The sequence below is a fragment of the Methylibium sp. genome (genome assembly GCF_035762065.1).
In the GTDB taxonomy this organism is placed as follows: Bacteria; Pseudomonadota; Gammaproteobacteria; order Burkholderiales; family Burkholderiaceae_C; genus Methylibium.
This window is the reverse complement of sequence record NZ_DASTPW010000018.1, coordinates 1-15,643: the sequence shown is the minus strand read 5'-3', so window position 1 is coordinate 15,643 and position 15,643 is coordinate 1. Positions and strand designations below refer to the sequence as shown.

The 15,643-nt window shown below is 71.0% G+C and carries 13 protein-coding genes; 4 read left to right on the top strand and 9 right to left on the bottom strand.

Going from position 1 to position 15,643, the window contains the following annotated elements:
* Positions 1 to 382 precede the first annotated feature (382 nt).
* The 3 genes from VFR90_RS05880 to VFR90_RS05870 are packed head-to-tail and all read right to left on the bottom strand — an operon-like array spanning position 383 to position 4,181.
* Positions 383 to 2,173: an ABC transporter ATP-binding protein gene (locus VFR90_RS05880; protein ID WP_326405168.1), complete on the bottom strand. Its 1,791-nt coding sequence runs from the start codon at positions 2,171 to 2,173 to the stop codon at positions 383 to 385.
* The gene (locus tag VFR90_RS05875) at positions 2,170 to 3,246 is read right to left on the bottom strand and encodes an ABC transporter permease (protein WP_326405167.1); all 1,077 of its coding nucleotides are present in this window, start codon (positions 3,244 to 3,246) and stop codon (positions 2,170 to 2,172) included. Before VFR90_RS05875 ends, VFR90_RS05880 begins: the two co-directional genes overlap by 4 nt.
* Positions 3,243 to 4,181: an ABC transporter permease gene (locus VFR90_RS05870; protein ID WP_326405166.1), complete on the bottom strand. Its 939-nt coding sequence runs from the start codon at positions 4,179 to 4,181 to the stop codon at positions 3,243 to 3,245. Before VFR90_RS05870 ends, VFR90_RS05875 begins: the two co-directional genes overlap by 4 nt.
* A gap of 246 nt (positions 4,182 to 4,427) precedes the next feature.
* Here VFR90_RS05870 and VFR90_RS05865 point away from each other — a divergent pair, with 246 nt between their 5' ends.
* The 3 genes from VFR90_RS05865 (at position 4,428) to VFR90_RS05855 (ending at position 8,644) form a co-directional block, all read left to right on the top strand.
* A complete protein-coding gene (locus VFR90_RS05865) occupies positions 4,428 to 6,266 on the top strand; it encodes an ABC transporter substrate-binding protein (protein WP_326405165.1) in 1,839 nt (612 codons plus the stop codon).
* Positions 6,266 to 8,071, top strand: a complete 1,806-nt coding sequence (locus VFR90_RS05860) for an ABC transporter substrate-binding protein (RefSeq protein ID WP_326405164.1) — start codon at positions 6,266 to 6,268, stop codon at positions 8,069 to 8,071. Before VFR90_RS05865 ends, VFR90_RS05860 begins: the two co-directional genes overlap by 1 nt.
* A 240-nt stretch (positions 8,072 to 8,311) precedes the next feature.
* The gene (locus VFR90_RS05855) at positions 8,312 to 8,644 is read left to right on the top strand and encodes a hypothetical protein (protein WP_326405163.1); all 333 of its coding nucleotides are present in this window, start codon (positions 8,312 to 8,314) and stop codon (positions 8,642 to 8,644) included.
* Between the two features lie 60 nt (positions 8,645 to 8,704).
* Here the strand turns inward: VFR90_RS05855 and VFR90_RS05850 are convergent, their stop codons facing one another.
* The 5 genes from VFR90_RS05850 to VFR90_RS05830 all read right to left on the bottom strand — a co-directional run bounded on the left by VFR90_RS05850 (position 8,705) and on the right by VFR90_RS05830 (position 13,517).
* Complete coding sequence (locus tag VFR90_RS05850; RefSeq protein ID WP_326405169.1) at positions 8,705 to 9,214, bottom strand: flavin reductase family protein; 510 nt, start codon at positions 9,212 to 9,214, stop codon at positions 8,705 to 8,707.
* A gap of 164 nt (positions 9,215 to 9,378) precedes the next feature.
* Positions 9,379 to 11,106 carry a thioredoxin fold domain-containing protein gene (locus VFR90_RS05845; protein ID WP_326405162.1) on the bottom strand — a complete coding sequence of 576 codons (1,728 nt, stop codon included), beginning with the start codon at positions 11,104 to 11,106 and terminating at the stop codon, positions 9,379 to 9,381.
* Positions 11,107 to 11,148: 42 nt separating this feature from the next.
* On the bottom strand, positions 11,149 to 11,919 hold the full coding sequence (locus VFR90_RS05840) for a hypothetical protein (RefSeq protein WP_326405161.1): 771 nt from the start codon (positions 11,917 to 11,919) through the stop codon (positions 11,149 to 11,151).
* A gap of 28 nt (positions 11,920 to 11,947) precedes the next feature.
* Entirely contained in the window at positions 11,948 to 12,739 is a 792-nt protein-coding gene (locus tag VFR90_RS05835; RefSeq protein WP_326405160.1) for a metallophosphoesterase, read from the bottom strand.
* Positions 12,740 to 12,752: 13 nt separating this feature from the next.
* On the bottom strand, positions 12,753 to 13,517 hold the full coding sequence (locus tag VFR90_RS05830) for a UPF0149 family protein (RefSeq protein WP_326405159.1): 765 nt from the start codon (positions 13,515 to 13,517) through the stop codon (positions 12,753 to 12,755).
* Between the two features lie 153 nt (positions 13,518 to 13,670).
* On the opposite strand from VFR90_RS05830, the gene VFR90_RS05825 reads away from it, so the two are divergent.
* Positions 13,671 to 13,862 carry a hypothetical protein gene (locus tag VFR90_RS05825; RefSeq protein ID WP_326405158.1) on the top strand — a complete coding sequence of 64 codons (192 nt, stop codon included), beginning with the start codon at positions 13,671 to 13,673 and terminating at the stop codon, positions 13,860 to 13,862.
* Positions 13,863 to 13,929: 67 nt separating this feature from the next.
* Here VFR90_RS05825 and VFR90_RS05820 read toward each other — a convergent pair.
* The coding region (locus VFR90_RS05820) for a phosphoenolpyruvate carboxykinase (GTP) (protein ID WP_326405157.1) at positions 13,930 to 15,643 on the bottom strand (1,714 nt) is incomplete at its 5' end.

The window sequence follows — 15,643 nt, the reverse complement described above, 5'->3', positions numbered from 1 at the left end:
CCAGGCCCTTGAAGAGGCCGTGCCGGCCCGTCTGGGCGCGCTGCTCGTTCGCCGCCAGCCGCAGCATCGACGACAGCCCGCCCCAGCACGAGACGCGCATCGAGGAAGACGAACGGTTCGGGGCGGGGATCGAGGCCATGGTGGATTCCTCCGGGTGGTCGAGGTGGATCGTGCAGCTTGCGTGCCATGACGGCTTGCGTCGCCTTCGCGCCGCGCGACGGCGCTTCGCGTGGCGTGCGTCACGCCGGCCGGCCGCCGCGGCGGCCCAGGCCTGACGCTTTCGGTCGCCGCCGCCGCGGCGCGTCGGCCACGGCGTGCGCCATCGGTAAGCGGGTGTCAGGCCGCCGCACGGCCGACGCTGCCGAGCGGCAACCCGCGCGGATCAGGCGGCCGCGCGGAATCCCCGGGGGATCGCCCCGAGCAGACGTTGCGTGTACGCCTCGCGCGGCGCGCCCAGCAGCGCTTCGACGCCGTTGCGCTCGACGACCGCGCCGTCCTTCATCACCAGCACCTCGTCGGCGATGAAGCGCACGACCGCAAGGTCGTGGCTGATGAAGATGTAGGCGAGGCCGAGTTCGTCCTGCAGGTCCTTCAGCAGGTTGAGCACCTGCGCCTGCACCGAGACGTCGAGCGCGCTGACCGCTTCGTCGAGCACCAGCACCTCGGGCTCCAGCGTGAGGCAGCGCGCGATCGCGACGCGCTGGCGCTGGCCGCCGGAGAACTCGTGCGGGTACTTGCCCCAGGCGGCCGCATCCAGCCCCACCTTGCCCAGCAGCGCGCGCGCCTTGGCCTCGCGCTCCGCGCCGCTCGCGCCGATGCGGTGGATCGCCATCGGCTCCACCAGCGTCTGGCCGATCGTGAAGCGCGGGTTCAGCGAGGCATACGGGTTCTGAAACACCACCTGCAGCCGCCGGCGCATCGGCAGCCACTGCGACTTGCTCAGCGCGAACAGGTCGATCGCCTCGGCGCTCGCCTCGCCCGGCTTGGCACTGCGGAACAGCGCGCGGCCGGTCATCGGCCCGCCGGTGGCCTCGTGCAGGTGCAGGAGTGCCAGGCCGGTCGTCGTCTTGCCCGAACCCGATTCGCCGACGATGCCCAGCGTGTGCCCGCGCCGCAGCTCGAAGCTCACGTCCTTGACCGCCTTGAACTCCTTGCGGCCGAAGACGCCCGAGCGCAGCCAGAAACTCTTCGACAGCGACTCGACCGTCAGCACCACCGGCGCATGCGGATCCTTCGGCTTGGCGACGCGCTGCGGCCGGATCAAGGCGAGGTCGCTCGCGGCGGCCACTTCGCCGGCCGCCTCGCGTTCGGCGGCGATGTGATCGTCGATCACCATCAGCCGCGCCGGCGGGCTCGCCAGCGTCGGCCGGCAGGCCAGCAGCGCGCGGGTGTACGGGTCCTCGGGCTGGCCGAAGATCTGCGCGACCGGCCCCTGCTCGCGCACCGTGCCCTGGCGCATCACGACCACCTGGTCGGCGATCTCGCCGACGACGCCGAGGTCGTGGCTGATGAACAGCATGCTCATCCGGTGCGCGGCCTTCAGCTTGGCGAGCAGCTCGAGGATCTGGCGCTGGATCGTCACGTCGAGCGCGGTGGTCGGCTCGTCGGCGATCAGCAGCTTCGGCTCGCAGGAGATCGCCATCGCGATCATCACGCGCTGCTGCTGGCCACCGGAGAGCTCATGCGGGTAGGCGTCGAGACGGCGTTTCGGGTCGGGCAGGCCGACCTCGTCGAGCAAGGCCTCCGCGCGATCGCGCGCCGCGCGTGCCGGCAAGCCGAGATGCAGCCGCAGCGGCTCGGCGAGCTGGTGCCCCACGGTGAACACCGGGTTCAGCGAGCTCATCGGATCCTGGAACACGCAGGCGATGGCCTTGCCGCGCAGCGCCTGGAGCTCGGCCTGGCTCGCGCCGAGCAGGTCGCGCGCCTGCTCGGCGCCACCGAACCGGATCGCGCCGCTGCGCTCGGCGTTGTCGGGCAGCAGGTTCAGGATCGACATCGCGGTGACGCTCTTGCCCGAACCCGATTCGCCGACGAGCGCGACGGTGGTGTTCTCGGGGATCGCGAACGTCACGCCGAGGTCGCCGCGCCCGACCGCCTCGCTGTAGCTCGCCCGCGCGCCGCGGCCGAGCCGGAAGCGCACGCGCAACTGCTCGATGCTCAACAGCGTGCTCATTCCGCGCCCCTGAGCTTGGGATCGAGCGCGTCGCGCAGCGCGTCGGTCATCAGCGAGAAGGCGGTGACGAACACCGCCATGAAGAGCGTCGCGGCGAGCAGCTGCCACCAGTGGCCGAGGATCAGCTCGCCCTGCGCCTCCGCGAGCATCGTGCCCCACGACACCTGATCGACGCTGACCCCGAGGCCGAGGTAGCTGAGGATGACCTCGTACTTGATGAAGGCGACGACGAGGATCGACAGCTGCACCAGCGTCACGTGGCTCACGTTCGGCAGGATGTGCCGGAACATGCGCGAGGCCGCCGACGCGCCGATCGCTTCGGCCGAGCGCACGTACTCGCGCACCGCGTGCTTGATGAACTCGGCGCGCACCAGCCGGTAGGTGCCGGTCCAGCCGGTGAGCGCCAGGATCATCACCACCGAGGTCGTGCCGCGGCCCAGCACCGCGGCGAAGGCGAAGATCAGCAGGATGCTCGGGATCGAGGTGAAGACGTTGTAGACCCACTCGAGCAGGTCGCCGACCTTGCCGCCGAAGAAGCCGCCGAAGGCGCCGAGCAAGGTGCCGATGGAGGCCGCCAGCAAAGCCGCGGTGACGCCGACGAAGATCGAGACCTCGGCGCCCTTGATCGCCTTCGCGAGCACGTCGCGGCCGAGGCGGTCGCCGCCGAAGGGCAGGGTGTCGCGCTTGACCTCCTGCACCGTCTGGTACTTCCTGGCCGCCTCGGCCCATTCGGCGTAGCGCGGCGCGAGCGGGTCGACGTCGCTCAGATCCAGCAGCGGCGCCGAAGCGGCCGCCGCGGCCTTGGGCGAGCCGCTCGCTTCGGGCACGGCTTCGGCCGGCGCGGCAGCCGCCCAGCTGGGCCGCGCGTTCGGCACGCCCACCTCCTTCTGCCAGCCGCCGGCCAGCACGCCGAGCTCGGCCAGCAGCACCATCACGAGGAACACGACGACGACCGCCAGCGAAACCACCCCGACGCGGTCATTGCGAAAACGCCGCCAGGCCATCGCCCAGACGCCTTCCGAACGCGCGATCGGCGCCGCGGCGCCCGGCAGCGGATGCAGCACCGCGCTCATTTCAGGACGACCCGCGGATCGACGAACTTGTAGAGCACGTCGGTCACCAGGTTGATCACCATCGTCAGCACTGCAAGGTAGATCGTCACCGCCTGGATGACGGGATAGTCGCTGCGGTTCACCGCCAGCAGCACCTCGCGGCCGATGCCGGGGATCGAGAAGAACACCTCGATCAGGAACGAGCCGACGAAGATTTCCGGCAGCAGCACCGCGACGTTCGTCAGGATCGGGATCGTCGCGTTGCGCAGCACGTGCTTCGTCAGGATCGCGCTTTCGCCGAGGCCTTTCGCGCGGGCGGTGCGCACGTAGTCCTGGCCGATCTCGTCGAGGAAGAAGCTGCGGTACAGGCGGGTCTGGGGCGCGAGCCGCACGGCCACCGCCAGCAGCACCGGCAGCGGCGCGTAGACCGCGAGGTTGGTCCAGGTGCTGTCGCTCCAGCCCTGCACCGGGAACCAGCCGAGCCGGAACGCGAACACGTACTGGCCGACGATCACGTAGACCAGGAAGCTGATGGAAAGCGCCACCGTGGTCGCGACCATGATGGCGCGGTCGGTCAGGCTGCCGCGCAGGTAGGCGACGAGCAGCGCGAACGGGATCGCCAGCAGCACCTCCAGCAGCAGGATCGGCAGCATCACCGTCAGCGAGGCCGGCAGCCGCGAGGCGAACAGGCTCGACACCTGCTCCTGCGTCGCCCAGCTCTTGCCCCAGTCGAAGCTGACGATCTGCTTGACGAAGATCCACAGCTGCTCGAGCACCGGCCGGTTCAAGCCGAGCTGGTCGCGGATCGCCTCGATCTGCTCGGGCGTCGCGTTGAGGCCGCCGAGGATTTCGGCGGGGTCGCCGCCGAACCACTTGAACAGGAAGAACACCAGCAGCACGACGCCGGCGAGCGTCGGAACCATCTGCCACAGGCGTCGGACCAGGTAGACCGCCATCGCGGGGTACTCCATTCGGGCCGCGGCGCGCGGCCCCGCTCGTGACGGGCGCGCGCCTCCCGGTGCGAGACCCGGGGGCGGCGGAAAAAACTGGCGGGAGTCTAGGGCTCGGTTTCCGCGCGGATGCACCGCGTTTGCCCGGCCGGCGACGCAAGCCGCGTGCCGCCGCAAGGGCATCGCCATGGCGCCGGTGCGCGACCCTAGACTTCGCGCCTTCGCGGCTCACAAGGCCGCCAGGAGCGGTACATGGGGTCGAGGATGAAGCGGCGCGCGAGCCTGAAGCTCGGCCTGGGCTGGGCGGCGGCCATGCTGGCTCCGGCCGCCTCGGCGCAGGCCGTGGCGAAGGACGGCGGCCAGGCCAAGGTGCTGCGCTACGCGCTGCGGGTGGCCGAGACCGGCTTCGATCCGGCCCAGCTTTCCGACCTGTACTCCGCCACCATCGCGGCCAGCCTCTTCGAGGCGCCGCTGCAAGTCGAATTCCTCGCGAGGCCGGTGCGTTACCGCACCAACACCGCGGCGAAGCTGCCCGACATCTCGGCCGACTTCACCACCTACACCTTCACGATCAAGCCCGGCATCCACTTCGCCGACGACCCGGCCTTCAACGGCCGCCGGCGCGAGCTGGTCGCGGCCGACTACGTCTACTCGCTCAAGCGCCACTACGACCCGCGCTGGAAGAGCCCCTCGCTGTACTTCCTGGAAAACGCGAAGGTGATCGGGCTGTCCGAGTTGCGCCGCGAGGCCATCGAGCAGAAGAAGCCCTTCGACTACGACCGCGACGTCGAGGGGCTGCGCGCGCTCGATCGCTACACGTTCCAGGTCAGGCTGGCGCAGACCTACCCGCGCTTCGAATGGCTGCTGACCGACGCCTCGCGTTTCGGTGCGGTGGCCCGCGAGGTGGTGGAGCGCTACGGCGACAAGATGATGGAACACCCGGTCGGCACCGGGCCCTACCGCCTCGCCGAATGGCGGCGCGCCTCGAAGATCACGCTGGAGCGCAATCCGAACTACCGCGAGGTGTTCTACGACGAGGAGGCGCCGGCCGACGACCCGCGCGCGCAGGCGGCGGTGAAGGCGCTGCAGGGCAAGCGGCTGCCGCTGGTCGATCGGGTGGAGGTCAGCATCATCGAGGAGAGCCAGCCGCGCTGGCTGGCCTTCCTGAACCGCGAGCACGACCTCGTCGAAGACGTGCCGCAGGAGTTCGCCGACATGCTGATGCCGAACAACGAGCTGGCGCCCAACCTGGCCAGGCAGGGCATCCAGCTCGTGCGCTACCTGCGCGCCGACGTGCACATGACGCTGTTCAACATGGAAGACCCGACGGTCGGCGGCACCACGCCCGAGCGGGTGGCGCTGCGCCGCGCGATCAGCCTGGCGCGCGACATCCCGAAGGAGATCCGCCTGGTGCGCAAGAACCAGGCGATCGTCGCGCAGGGGGCGATCAGTCCCAACACCTTCGGCTACGACCCGGCGCTGCGCACCGAGCATGCGTTGTTCGACCTGCCGCGCGCCAAGGCGCTGCTCGACTTGCACGGCTACGTCGACCGCGACGGCGACGGCTGGCGCGAGCAGCCCGACGGCTCGCCGCTGACGCTGGTGCTGTCCACCGAGTCCGACCAGTGGAAGCGCGCGCTGTCCGAGGCCTGGCAGAAGGACATGGCCGCGCTCGGCATCCGCATGGATTTCCGCATCGCGCAGTGGCCCGAGAACCTCAAGGCCTCTCGCGCCGGCAAGCTGCAGATGTGGCTGGTGGGCTGGAGCGTCAGCACGCCCGACGGCGACGGCTTCCTGCAGCTCGGCTACGGCCCGAACAAGGGCCAGGCCAACCATTCGCGCTTCGACCTGCCGGCCTTCAACGCGCTGTACGAAAAGCAGAAGCGCCTGCCCGACGGCCCCGAGCGCCTGGCCGCGATGACCGAGGCACAGCGGCTCATGGTCACCTACGCGCCGTACAAGATCCACGTGCACCGCACCTTTTCCGACATGGCGCATCCCTGGGTGATCGGCTACCACCGCAACGTGTTCGTGCGCGAATTCTGGAAGTACGTCGACATCGACCCGGCCAAGCAGCCGGATCCACGGTGATGGTGAAGCGGCGTGAACTCCTCGGCGGCGCGGCGGGCGCGTCGCTGGCCGCCGCGGTGCCCTGGGCCCGCGCGCAAGCCGGCACGAAGCGCTTGCGGGTGACCTTCCGCTCGGCCGAGACCGGCTTCGATCCGGCGCGGGTCAACGACATCTATTCGCGCCAGGTCTGCGCGCATCTGTTCGACGGGCTCTACCGCTACGACTACCTCGCGCGGCCGATCAGGATCAAGCCGAACGTCGCGGCGGCGATGCCGGAGGTCTCGGCCGACTTCCGCGTCTGGACGGTGACGCTGCGCCCCGGCATCTTCTTCACCGACGACCCGGCGTTCAAGGGCGGGCGACGCGAACTCGTCGCCGCCGACTTCGTCTACGCGCTCAAGCGCTTCTTCGACCCCGTGACGACCAGCCCGACCTACGGCTACTGGAAGAAGCAGGGCTTCGTCGGCCTGGACGCGCTGCGCGACGAGGCACTGAAGAACAAGACGGCCTTCGATTACGACCGGCCGGTCGAGGGCGTCAAGGCGCTCGACCGCTACACGCTGCGCTTCACGGTGGACGAGCCGCGCCCGCGCCTTTTGCACGCGCTGGCCGGCGGCGACCTGTTCAACGGCGTCGCGCGCGAGGTCGTCGAGCACTACGGCGACGACATCGCGGCCCATCCGGTCGGCACCGGCCCCTTCGTGCTGAAGGACTGGCGGCGCAGCTCGCGCATCCTGCTCGTGCGCAACCCCGACTTCCGCGACGAGCGCTACGCCGCCGAACCCGCGGCCGACGATACCGAGGGCCGGGCCCTCCTCGCGCGCTTCAAGGGGCGGCGGCTGCCGATGGTCGACGAGGTCGAGATCTTCGTGATCGAGGAAGGGCAGCCGCGCTGGCTGTCCTTCCTGAACGGCGAGGTCGACTTGATGGACCCTGTGCCGCCGGAGCTGGCCACTGCGGCGGTACCGAACGGCCGGCTCGCGCCCAACCTCGAAAAGCGCGGCATCGGCCTGCACCGGATCCAGAACGCCGACGTCGGCTTCCTGTACTTCAACATGGACGATCCGGTGGTCGGCGGCTACACGCCGGAGAAGGTCGCGCTGCGCCGCGCGATCGGCCTCGCGATGGACATCGAGCGCGAGGTCCAGCTCATCCGCAACGGCCAGGCGATTCGCGCGCAGACCTCGGTGCCGCCCGGTCTGTACGGCTACGACCCGGCGCTGCGCACCGTCAACGGCGAATTCGATCCCTCGCGCGCCCGCGCGCTGCTCGACCTCTACGGCTACCTCGACCGCGACGGCGACGGCTGGCGCGAACAACCGGACGGCGCGCCGCTGCTGCTGCGCAAGGCCACGCAGTCCGACCAGGTCTACCGACAGCTCGAGGAGCTGCTGCAGAAGAACCTGGCGGCGGTCGGCCTGCGCATCGAGTTCGACATCCGCCAGTGGCCCGAGAACCTGAAGGCCGGCCGCGCCGGCAAGCTGCAGATGTGGTCGCTGGCCACCACCGCCGCTTCGCCCGACGGCTTCGACTCGCTGGCCCGCTACAACAGCGCGGAGATCGGCGGCCAGAACTTCGCGCGCTTTCGCCACGCCGGCTTCGACGCGATCTACCGGCGCATGAACCTGATGCCCGACGGCCCGGAGCGGCTCGCGCTGTTCAAGGAGGCGCACAAGATCGCGCTCGCCTACGCGCCCTACAAGTTCCACACGCACCGGATCTACGCCGACCTGACGCAGCCCTGGCTCGTCGGCTACCGCCGCCCGAGCCTCTGGCTCGACCTTTGGCAATACCTCGACATCGACCACGGCGCGGCGAAGGCCTGATCGAGGCTTGCGTTCCCGGAGGCCCGCGCGCGGCCGATGCAAGCGCCGCGGGCGCGATCGAGGCGCGTTCGTGCGGTCTTCACGCCGAGCGTCGTGTGGCCGTCACAACGCGCCTGCCGCCGCCCCCGTGATCAAGGGGGGCGTCCCCCGCCATGTGGGGGCTGTGGCGGGGGAGGGCGCGAACCACACTTCGTCACATGGCGTGCGGCATCGCGCGCCGCTCGAACGAAACGAACCAGCATGTCGCTCAAACATCTTCTCGTCGGACTTTTCGTCAGCGCGGTCGCGCTGGTTGGCACCGTCACCACCGTGTCGGCCGCCGGCGGTGATCTAGGGTTCGGCGGCAACCGTGGCGCCCAGCCTGCGAGCACCGTGCGCCTTGCCGCCGCGCCCGTCAACCCGACGGTCGGCGCGGGCGTGCTCCGCAGCGAGGCCGCAGCCCCTCGCAGCTTCGACGATGCGCCGACGCCGGCCGACGAAGAGGCGCTGCCCGCCTCAAGCCTCGGCGTGCTGGCGCTGGCCGCGCTGATGGCGATCGGCCTCTTGATGACGCGCCGCGGCGGTCGCCTCTGACGGGCGTCGCGTCGCAAACGAAAGGCCCGCTTCGGCGGGCCTTTGTTTTGGGTGCCGCCGCTACAGCGGCAGCTCGGTGAAGTAGCGCCCGCCGTGGAAGATCAGCGGCGCAGCGCCCGCCCGCACGTGGCAGCGCTCGACCTCGCCGACGAAGATCACGTGGTCGCCTTCCTCGTAGCGGCTGCGGTTGAAGCATTCGAAGGTCGCGACCGCGCCTTCGATCACCGGCGCGCCGGCCGCACCCTCGCGCCAGGCGACGCCGGCGAAGCGGTCGGCAGTGCGGCTCGCGAATCGCTCGGCGAGCTCGCGCTGCTCGGCCGCGAGGATGTTGATCGCGTAGTGCGAGCCGCGCTCGAACACCGGCATCGAGCCGGCCCGGCGCGCCAGGCTCCACAACACCAGCGGCGGCGTGAGCGAGACCGAATTGAACGAGTTCGCGGTCAGGCCGATGCGCTCGCCGTCGGCGGTGCGTGCGGTGACGATCGTCACGCCCGTGGCGAAGCTGCCCAGCGCCGCGCGGAACTCGGGTGCGGTGAAGTCGGGCTGCTGCGCGCGCGGATGCGGCGTGATCACCGGACGGCCTGCTTCGGGAGATGCATCGCCGGCATCATGCCGCGCCAGCGCCGGGGCGCGACGCGCCGGCGCCGCGCCATGGCGCAGCGTGATGAATAGGTCACTCGCGGCATCGGCGCCCGCTGCTTCGGTCCCGCAAGCGAGGGGTCGGTGCGCGGGCCTCAGGCGGCCGCGCCCTTCCTGCGCGCAGCCGGCTGGTCGAACAGCGCCTCGCAGCTGCGCCGTTGCGGGTCGCCGTCCGGCAGGGCGACGCACAGCGCGTCGCGGCGAGCGCGAAGCTGCTGCAGCACCGCACGCTCGTCGGCCTCGCGCGGCCAAGCGACGAGCTTGGCGCTCATGCGATCGAGCGCCCGCGCGGTGCGCTCGTAGAAGGCGTCGCGCTGGCCGTCGAGCTCGCCGAGCACCGCGAGCGCCGCCTGCCGGATCCGCGGCGCGTCGCGCGGCGCCAGCTCGACCAGCGCCTGCACATACCCGCTGCCCCACTGGACCCGCGTCGCCATGCCTTTCGCGGCTTCGTAGGCACGCCGATGCCAGTCGAGCGCCGCCGCCTTGTCGCCGCGCTGCTTCGCGTTCGACGCGAGCGAGAGCATCGCGTAGTAGGGGCTGTGCGAGCGATCCAGCTCGCGCAGCAGCAGTTCGTCGGCCGCGTCGAGCAGCCCGGCCTGCGCGAGTGCATAGGCCGCCGACGGGATCACCGACTGGCGCTCGTCGGCGTCGCCGACTTCCGCATCGAAGCGCGCCGCCTCGCGCTTGACGTGAGCCTGCACCACCTCGTTGAGCTGCACCGGCCCCTTCTCGCCCGCGCCCGCGTCGAGCCGCGCCAGCTGCACCCGGCCGATCAGCGCCGCGGCGCGGTCGCCCTGCGAGAGCTTGCGGTCGGCGGTGAGCCGGTCGAGCGTCGCGCCCCACTGGGCGATCAGCGCCTGGCGTTCGTCGCTGTTCGGCGCGGTGAGCCAGGCGACGAGCTCGCGCGCCTGGTGGCTGACGATGTCGAGGTTGTCGCGCAGCAGCGCCTCGCTCGCGAGCACCGCGCGTGCCTGTTCCAGCGCCGCCGCGGCACGGGTCTTCGCGTCGGGCGCGGCTTCGGCCTTCGCCGCCATCGCCTTCAGCGCGAAGCGCGCGTGCGGCCCGGCCTCGGCCGGCGGGCAGGCGGCGGCCAGCGCGTCGAGCGTGCGCGCGAGCTGCGCCTTCGGCACGAGCGTCTGCTCGTCGGTGTCCCAGGCGTAGTAGGCGAGCAAGCGCCAATCGGCCGGGCTCAGCGTCGCGGGGGCCGACTGCGCCAGCGCCAGCACCTCGTGCAGCGGCCGCGTGCTCCGCAGGCCGAGGTCGAGCACCTGCAGGTACTTGCGCGCGTCGACCTCGCCCGGCAGCCGCGTCAGCTCGCCGCCGTCGGGGCGCAGCAGCACCATCGTCGGGTAGCCGCGCACCTTGAAGCGCTCGCCGAGCTTCTGCGCGCCGGGGCTGTCGCCATCGAGGTAGACCGGGATGAAGCCGCGGCTCTTCTCGATGAACTCGGCCTGCTTGAAGACCGTCGCCTTCACCTGGTTGCACGGCGGGCACCAGACCGCGCCCCAGTAGAGGAACACCGGCTTGCCGGCGCTGCGCGATTCGGCGAGCAGCGCGTCCATGTCGGCCGTCCCGGCCGGTTGGCGCCAGGCGATGCCCGGGCCTTCGCTGGTGGCGCCGGCGGTCGCGGCGCGGACCGCGGCGGCGACTTCCGGGGTGACGATCGCCGAAGCCGCCGCCTCGACGCTTTGCGCGATCGGCGCCGCGGGCTGCCCGGTCGCGGCCGGCTCGCCCGGTCTCGAACAGCCGGCGACCAACGCCATCAAGGCGAGCGCGGCGAGGCGCTGCGTCGAAGCAGCCGGGCGGTCGTCGGCATCCATCATCGAAACCTCTTCACGGCAAGCGGCGCGGCGTCGGCGAGTGTCTCAAGCGCAGGCCTCGCTACCGCGCATCGGGCCTTCGTCGCCGAGCGAAATCTGTGCCTCTTCGTCGCCGAGTTCAACGAAGTCCGGCACGGCGCGTGCCAGCGCCATCCAGGCGGCGAAGGGCAGCGTGATCGCGCGCCGCGGCGCCGGCCGCAGTACTTCGAGCGCGCCCCAGCCCTCGCCGTGCGCCACGCGCCGCGCGACGATCACGCCGCATTCCGGCGGGATCTCGTCGGCCTCGGCGATGCCCTCGGCGATCACGTAGCTGCAGCAGCCGGCCATCTGCAAGTACGCGGCGCGCTTCGCAGGGCGGCGCAGGTCGCCGAGCAGGTCGCTTCGCTTGACCTTGATCTCGTGCACTGCCGGCGCGAGATAGGCCTCGACCGTGGTGTGGCGCACCGAATAGACGTCGGGCCGCGCGACGATCCAGGCGTCGTCGACCCGCGCGCGCAGCGCCAGCGTGCGCCAGGCGATGCGCCCGTCGCCGCGCATCTCGCGCGCGATGCGGCGCACCAGCGACTCGTGGGCGTCGAAGCGCGCGCGCTCGGTCTTGAGCGCCCGAGCGAGCACTGCGAGGCCGCGGTCGGTGACGCGCAGCGTTTCGGCGCAGCCGGGCGCGCCGGCCACGCGCTCGAGGAGGCCGGCGGCGAGCAGGTCGATCTCGATCGCGTCGCCGGCCGGCCAGCCGGCCGAGCGGTGCACGTCGCGCAGCCGGCGTGCATGCGGGCGCGGCAGCGCGGGCGACTCGGTGGCGGCGGCGTCGAAGCCCATGGCGGCGAGCCTACTGCGCGAGGCCGCCTCAGACGTCGATGCACAGCAGCGGATCGTGGCCTTCGGCCTCGCCCTTGCGCGCCAGCCCGCGCGCGTTGCTCACCACGCGCGTCGAACGGCGCGCGCTCCCTGGCGCATGCTCGACGCGGTAGTCGTGCCGGCAGTGCAGGTGGCCGTGCAGCCACAGGTCGGCGTAGGGCAGCAGGTCGTCGTCGGCGTTGCAGAAGCTCGACGAGCCCGGCTGCCCGCCGTAGCGGGGATCGAGGCTGCGCGCGCTCGGGGCGTAGTGGGTGACGACGACGGTCGCGTCGGCGCCGGACTCGTCGGCGGGCGGCTCGCGCAGCGTCGCGTGCAGCCAGGCCCGGCAGTCCAGCGCCTCGGCGCGCACCGCGTCGGCATCGAACGGCCGGCCGTCGCGGCTGGCCTGCATCACCCGGACGAAATAGGTCGCGGCGCGCACTGCGCGTTCGCGTTCCTCGGGACCGAACAGGTCGAAGTCGCTCCAGCGCGTCGTGCCGACGAAGCGGATGCGCCGGCCGCCGCGATCGGCGAGCACGCAGCTCTCGCGCTCCAGCAGCCGGATGCCGAGCCGCGTGCAGCGTGCGCGCAGCTGCGGCCAGGCGTCGTTCCATTCGCGGCGGTCGAACTCGTGGTTGCCGGCGACCATCAGCACCGGCTGCGGCCAGCCGGCGAAGCGCTCGAGCGCGTCCCAGCGGCTGTCGATGTCGCCGGCCAGGACCAGCAACTCGGCGCCGGGCGCCGGCGCAGGCTCGAAGACCTCGGTTTCGAGATGCAGGTCGGACAGGAGCTGCAGGCGCATCGGCTGCGCGGTCTCAAGCCGTCGCCGCGCCGTGGCACTGCTTGAATTTCCTGCCGCTGCCGCAGGGGCAGGGATCGTTGCGGCCGACCTTCGGGCCGGCACGCCGCACCGTCTCGACCTTGAGCCGCTCGCCGCGGCCGAGGTCGGCGATCGCGACGACGTTGTCGACCAGATCGGCGATCGCCTCGTCCAGGTTCTTGAGCGGATGCTCCTGGTCGAGCGCCTTGACGACCGCGGCCTCGTCCTCGTCCTGCGCCGGCAGGTGGCGGCGCAGGCAGTCGAGCAGGTCCGGCAGGTCTTCGTGAGTCAGCGTTTCCAAGGCGGGAAAGCAGGCGAGCGCCTGTTCGAAGCCCGCGACCCAGGGCGCGATCGCCGGGCCGATCGCGGCGGCTCCCGCCAGGGCCTTGCCGTCGTCGTCCTGCGGCTCCATCACCAGCGGGTCGAACCAGGCGTCCTCGCGCAGTTGGCGTTCGAGCACCGCGTGGTGGCGCTGCACGAGGGTGAGCAATCGCTCATGCTTTGCGCCGTGCCAGCCGGGCGTGTCGGCAGCGAGCACGCTGCCGGCCTCGGCGTTTTCACCCAAGCGCCAATCGAAGGCCGGCGGCAACCACTGGTCCGGCGCGAGCGCTTGCGGCTGGGCGATCACGCCGCAGAGATAGCCGTCGAGCATCACCACGTCGAGCGGTTCGAGCGGCGCAGGGATCGCTGCGAGCAGGTCGTCGAGTTCGCCGATTTCGGCGTCGTTGAGCGGCTCGGCCGCGCGGCTGGGGCTGGTCATCGCGGGATTGTCCATGGCGGCTCGGCGGGCCTGATCGCCGCCGCCATGCCCGAGACGACGTGCCGGGATGTTCGAAGAGCATTGGATAAACCAAGGGTTAACCCTGAACATCGTGTCCTCGGCGGCCGAGTCGCCTTCTTGAGAAAGTGTGTTGTGGACCTCTATCGCGTTTTGGGTGTCGCCGTGACCGAGTCGCTTGCCGTCGTGACCCAGGCCTGGCGCCGCTGGGCGGACGACACAGGCGGCGCCGACTGGGCCGCGCAGTTCAGCGAAAGCTCGAACGACGACCGCCGCGGCCGGCGCCGCGTCGAAGCGCTGTTCCGCGGAGCGACCGTGCGGCTTTGAGCTTTCGCTGCCCGGTAACGAAAAGACCGCCCTCGGGCGGTCTTTTCGCTGGGCGGCGCGCGGGGCCTCAGGCGGCCAGCCGCGCCTCGAGCTTCGCCTTCGTCGCCGGCAGCGCGGTGGGCAGGTGGTGGGCCAGCTGGCCGAACAGTTCGTCGTGCAGCTTCAGTTCCTGCCGCCACGCGGCCTTGTCGATGCCGATGACGCTTTCGAACTGCTCGCGGCTGAAGGCAAGGCCTTGCCAGCTCAGGTCTTCGTAGCGTGGACTGGTGCCGAAGACGTGCTCGATGCCGCTCTTCGCGCCATCGACGCGCTCGAGCATCCACTTCAGCACGCGCATGTTCTCGCCGTAGCCCGGCCAGACGAACTTGCCATCGGCGCCCTTGCGGAACCAGTTGACGCAGAAGATCTTCGGCAGCTTCGCGCCCGAGCCTTCGAGCTTCGCACCCAGCGCAAGCCAGTGCGCGAAGTAGTCGCTCATGTTGTAGCCCATGAACGGAAGCATCGCGAAGGGGTCGCGGCGCACCACGCCCTGCTGGCCGGCGGCGGCGGCGGTCGTCTCGCTGCCCATGGTCGCGGCCATGTAGACGCCTTCGGTCCAGTCGCGCGCCTCGGTCACCAGCGGCACGGTGGTCGAGCGGCGGCCGCCGAAGATGAAGGCGTCGATCGCGACGCCCTTCGGGTCGTCCCAGCGGTCGTCGAGCACCGGGTTGTGGATCGCGGCCACGGTGAAGCGTGCGTTCGGATGGGCGGCGGGGCGCGGCTTGCCGTCGGTGCCGGTGGCTTGGGCCAGCTCGGGCGTCCAGTCCTTGCCCTGCCAGTCGATCAGGTGCGCCGGCGGCGTCGGCGTCATGCCTTCCCACCAGACGTCGCCGTCGTCGGTGAGCGCGACGTTCGTGAAGATCACGTCGCGCTTCAGCGAGGCCATGCAGTTCGGGTTCGTCTGCTCGTTGGTGCCCGGGGCGACGCCGAAGTAGCCGGCTTCCGGGTTGATCGCGTAGAGCCTGCCGTCGGCACCCGGCTTGATCCAGGCGATGTCGTCGCCGATCGTCGTCACGGTCCAGGCCTTGCCGCTCTCGGCGAGGTCCTTCGGCGGCACCAGCATCGCGAAGTTCGTCTTGCCGCAGGCGCTCGGGAAGGCCGCGGCGACGTGGTACTTGCGGCCGGCCGGCGAGGTGACGCCCAGCACCAGCATGTGCTCGGCGAGCCAGCCCTGGTCACGGCCCATCGTGCTGGCGATGCGCAGCGCGAAGCACTTCTTGCCGAGCAGCGCGTTGCCGCCGTAGCCGGAGCCATACGACCAGATCTCGCGCGTCTCGGGAAAGTGCACGATGTACTTCGTGTCGCGATTGCACGGCCAGCGCACGTCGCTCTCGCCGCGCGCGAGCGGCGCACCCACCGAATGGACGCAGGGCACGAAGTCGCCGTCGCTGCCGAGCACGTCGTACACGCGCCGGCCCATGCGCGTCATCGTGCGCATGCTGACGACGACGTACGGACTGTCGGTGAGCTCGACGCCGATGTGCGCGATCGGGCTGCCGATCGGCCCCATCGAGAACGGCACGACGTACATCGTCCGCCCGCGCATCGCGCCTTCGAACAGGCCCGTGAGCGTCGCACGCATCTCATCGGGAGGCGCCCAGTTGTTCGTCGGGCCGGCATCTTCCTCGCGCCCGCTGCAGATGAACGTCCGGTCCTCGACGCGCGCGACGTCCGACGGATCGGACAGCGCGAGATAGCTGTTCGGTCGCAGCGCGGGATTCAGCTTGCGCAGCGTCCCGCTC